This is a genomic window from Streptomyces sp. ALB3 (genome assembly GCF_044385685.1).
Classification (GTDB): domain Bacteria; phylum Actinomycetota; class Actinomycetes; order Streptomycetales; family Streptomycetaceae; genus Streptomyces.
The window spans coordinates 1-4,828 of sequence record NZ_JBISCE010000020.1 but is presented as its reverse complement, the minus strand read 5'-3'; the positions used below and the strand labels follow the sequence as shown (position 1 = coordinate 4,828).

Sequence of the window (4,828 nt, the reverse complement as noted above, 5' to 3'; positions counted from 1 at the left end):
CGACGAGAACCCGACATCCACCGGATCCCGGCCCTCGGCGAACGCGCACAACCGCTCCACCTGTGCGGACAGACCCGTCTCGGACCTCGACGACGCCGCCCAAGGCGTCACCGGCACCGTGACAGGGGTGGAGGACGCGGCCACCTCCGCCGGCGGCGCCTGCTCCAGGATCACGTGGGCGTTCGTCCCGCTGACGCCGAAGGACGACACGCCGGCCCGTCGTGGCTCGCCCGTCTCGGGCCATTCGGCGCGGTCCCGCAGGAGCTCGACCGCTCCGGTGGACCAGTCGACGTGGGTGGACGGTTCGTCGACGTGCAGGGTCCGGGGCAGCACACCGTGCCGCATCGCCATCACCATCTTGATCACACCGGCCACACCGGCGGCGGCCTGGGTGTGACCGATGTTCGACTTGACCGACCCCAGGAGCAGCGGCCGGTCCTCCGGCCTCTCCTGTCCGTAGGTCGCGAGCAGGGCCTGCGCCTCGATCGGGTCGCCCAGTGTCGTCCCCGTGCCGTGTCCGTCGACCGCGTCGACCTGGGACGGTTCCAGTCCGGCCGAGGCGAGGGCCTGTCGGATGACGCGCTGCTGCGCAGGACCGTTGGGCGCCGTGAGGCCGTTCGACGCACCGTCCTGGTTGACGGCGGAGCCGCGGAGGACGGCCAGCACCTCGTGTCCGTTGCTCCGCGCGTCGGACAGTCGCTCCATGAGCAGCAGTCCGACGCCCTCGCCCCAGCCCGTCCCGTCCGCCGCGTCGGCGAAGGACTTGCAGCGTCCGTCGGAGGCCAGCGCTCCCTGCCTGCTGAACTCCACGAACGCCGCCGGTGTCGACATGACCGTGACTCCCCCGGCCAGTGCCAGCGAGCACTCCCCCGCCCTCAGTGCCTGGACCGCCAGGTGCATCGCCACGAGTGAGGACGAGCAGGCGGTGTCCACGGTCACCGCCGGCCCTTCGAGGCCGAAGGTGTAGGAGAGCCGGCCCGAGACGACACTGGCGGCGTTGCTGGTGGCCAGCGAGCCCGCTCCGGCGTCCGGGGAGCCGAGCAGGACGGTGGCGTAGTCCTGCCCGTTGGTCCCGGTGAACACACTGGTGCGGGTGCCGCGCACGGCGGACGGGCTGATGCCGGCCCGCTCGAAGGTCTCCCACGCGGTTTCGAGGAGGAGCCGCTGCTGGGGGTCCATCGCGAGCGCCTCGCGCGGCGAGATCCCGAACAGTCCGGCGTCGAATTCACCCGCGTCGTGGACGAACCCGCCTTCGTCCCAGTAGGTGGTGCCGGGGCGGCCCCGGTCCTGGCTGAACAGCCTGTCGAGGTCCCAGCCCCGGTCCGCGGGGAATTCCGCGATGGCGTCGCGGCCTTCGGCGACCAGGTCCCACAGGTCTTCCGGTGACCGGACGCCGCCCGGGTAGCGGCAGCTCATACCGACGATGGCGATCGGGTCGTCATCGGCGTGGAGGGGGGCGGCTGCGGAGACGGGGGTCTCGGCGCTCCGGCCCCCGAGCAGCGGCGCCAGCAGGTCCGTGGCGATGTGTGCCGGTGTCGGGTGGTCGAACACGAGGGTCGCGGGGAGGTCGAGCCCGGTGGCCCTGTTCAGGCGGTTGCGCAGCTCGACTGCGGTCAGGGAGTCGAAGCCCAGATCACGGAAGGCCCGGTCGGCGGGGACGGCTTCGGCCGAGGGATGGCCCAGTACCGCGGCGGCCTCGGTCCTGACCAGGTCGAGCAGTTCCCTGTCGCTCTCGGTCGCGGAGAGTCCGCTCAGCCTGGCGCGCAGCACCGCCGCGGCTCCGTCCTGGACGTCGCCGGCCTCCACAGCGCTGCCCCGGAGGGCTTCGGCTGCCTCAGGGATGTCACCGATGAGCGGTCTGGGGTGCGCCAGCGTGAACGCCGGGGCGAACAGGGACCAGTCGATGTCGGCGACGGTCAGGCACGTCTCGCCCGTCTCGACCGCTCGCACGAGAGCGCCTGTGGCCAGCTGCGGGTCCATGCCCGCGAGCCCGCGACGGGCGAGCATGTCCTGGGCGTCACCGTCGGCCATGCCGCCACCGGACCAGCCGCCCCAGGCGACCGATGTGGCGGGGAGTCCCCGGCTGCGCCGGTGCTCCGCCAGGCCGTCCAGGTAGGCGTTGCCCGCCGCGTAGGCGCCCTGTCCGGCGGCGCCCCACACTCCGGCACCCGAGGCGAACAGGATGAACGCGCCGAGCGTCCCGCACGCGTCCGTCCCGAAGAGGCCGTCCAGGTTCGCGGCGCCGGCCACCTTGGCCGTGAGGGCTTCCGCGACGTCCGCGGGTTCCGACTCGGCGAGTCCGGCCGTCACGGTCGTGCCGGCGGCGTGGACGACCGTCCCGATGGGCCTGCCGTCGTCCGCCTGCACCTGGTCCACGAGCGCGGCGAGCGCGTCACGGTCGGCGACGTCGCAGGCCGCGATCGTCACGCGGGCACCCAGGGCGGCGAGTTCGGCGTGGAGCGCGAGCGCGCCTTCGGCGGCGGGACCGCGTCGGCCGGTGAGTACGAGGTGCTCCACGCCCTCGCGGGCCAGGTGGCGGGCGACGTGGGCACCCAGCGCGCCCGTTCCGCCGGTGATGAGTGCGGTCCCGGACGGATGCCACGGCGTCGAGGCGGTGGGTCCCTGTGCTCGTACGAGCCGGCGTCCGAAGACGCCCCCCTGCCGTACGGCGACCTGGTCCTCACCGACGGGCCCGGCCAGCACGCCGCGCATGCGCGCCCACGCCCGGGAGTCGAGGGTGCCGAGGTCGGCCGGAAGATCGACGAGGCCGCCCCAGCGCTCGGCGCGCTCCAGGCCGAGCACCCGGCCCAGGCCCCAGGTCAGTGCCTGGACGGCTCCTGTGGGCGCCTCGGAACGCCCGATGGACATCGCGCCGCGGGTCACGCACCACAGCGGGATGTCCTCCTCCAGGTCCATGAGGGCCTGGATCAGCGACAGCAGGGAGCAGAGCCCGCCCGGCAGCACCGGGTGGCTGTGGTCCGCTTCCTCGTCCAGCGCGAGCAGTGACACGACTCCGGTGAGCGGGCCGCTCTTGGTGAGTGCGTCGTCCAGGGTGCGGGCGACCGTGGCCCGGTCGTTTCCGTCCGTGCTGATCAGGAGCCGTGCGATGTCGGCGCCGCCGGCTGCCAGCTCGCGTTCGACCGCGTCCACCGCCTCGTCCCGGGCCAGGTGTCCGGGGACGGCGAGGAGCCAGGTGCCGGCCGGACCGGCCGTGGGGGCGGTCGTCAGCGGCTTCCAGGTGATGCGGTAGCGCCATGAGTCGACCGTCGACTCGTCCCTGTGCCGGCGTCGCCACGACGCCAGGACGGGGACCAGGTCGGTGAGCGAGGAGCGCAGGTCGTCCTCGATGCCGAGTGCCTCGGCCAGGGCCTGCGGGTCGCCGCCGTCGACGGCTTCCCAGAAGCGGGCCTGAGCCGGGTCCTGCGCCGTGAGCGGTCCGGGTCCGCCCGGCGGGTGGGGATGTGGCTGGGGCCAGAACTCCTCGTGCTGGAAGGCGTATGTCGGCAGACCGACCCGGTGGGGCGCGGTCCCCTCGAAGTAGGAGGGCCAGTCGACGTGCTGACCGCGCACATGCAGTTCCGCCACTGTCCGGAGCAACGACTGCGGCTCGTCCCAGTTGCGGCGGAGGGCGGGCAGACAGGCGTGTCCCTCTCCGCTGAGGCTCTGCTGCGCCAAGCCGGACAGGACGCCGCCGGGTCCGAGCTCGAGGAACGTGAGGGCGCCCTGCTGCTGGAGGCTCAGCGTCCCCTCGTGGAAACGGACGGTGTGGCGGAGGTGGCGAACCCAGTACTCCGGGTCGCCGAGTTCGCCGGGCTCGGCGAGCCGGCCGGTGACGGTGGAGACGATGGCGATGTTCGCCGGGTGGAAGGTCAGACCTGCGGCGACCGCCCGATACTCGTCGAACAGCTCCTCCGTGTGGGGGGAGTGGAAGGCGTGGCTGACCCGCAGCCGCTTGGTCTTGCGGCCTTCCGCCTCGAAGTGGGCGGCTATCGCCAGCGCGGCGTCCTCGTCACCCGAGATCACCGTCGACGAGGGTCCGTTGAGCGCGGCGATCGAGACCCGGTCGGTGAGCAGCGGGAGGACCTCGTCCTCGTCGGCCTGGAGGGACACCATGGCGCCGTCGGATCGCATGGCCTGTGTCAGACGGCCCCGGGCGGCGACCAGTGCCGACGCGTCCTCCAGCGAGAGGACGCCTGCGACGTGCGCTGCGGCGAGCTCACCGAAGGAGTGCCCCATCAGGAGGTCAGGGGTGACACCCCACGACGAGACCAGCCGGAAGAGCGCGATCTCGACGGCGAAGATCGCGGGCTGGGTGAACTCCGTACGGTCCAGCAGGTCGCCCCCGTCGAACACGATGTCGCGCAGCGGCCGGCCGAGAGGGGTGTCCAGTTCCGCGCATACGCTGTCGAATGCGTCCTTGAACACCGGATACGTCTCGTACAGCCGGCGACCCATGCCTTGCCACTGCGAGCCCTGGCCCGGGAAGAGGAAGGCCAGTCTGCCGTCCACCACCGAGCCGCGCACGACGCCGGCGGACTGCCGTCCGGCCGCCAGGGAGTGGAGGCCGTCGAGGAGTCCGTCGCGGCTGTCCGCCAGTACCACCGCGCGTTGGGCCAGGGCCGCCCGGCCGGTGGCCAGGGAGAAGCCGACGTCCAGCGCGCCGGACGCCTGTGTGCCCACCGCGTCGATGTGCTCGGCCAGGGCGCTCGCCTGCGCCTCGAGTGCGCCGGGGCCGACAGCGGCCGAGAGCGGCCACGGCACGACGGGGAGCTCCCGTACCGGTGCGTCACCGCTCTCCTCGGCCGCCACGGGCGGTTCCTCGAGGATG

Annotated in this window: 1 protein-coding gene; it reads right to left on the bottom strand. The window is 73.0% G+C overall.

The features are described from left to right. The coding region (locus ACHFIV_RS11215) for an SDR family NAD(P)-dependent oxidoreductase (RefSeq protein WP_398966377.1) at nt 1-4,809 on the bottom strand (4,809 nt) is incomplete at its 3' end. Between the last annotated feature and the right edge of the window lie 19 nt (nt 4,810-4,828).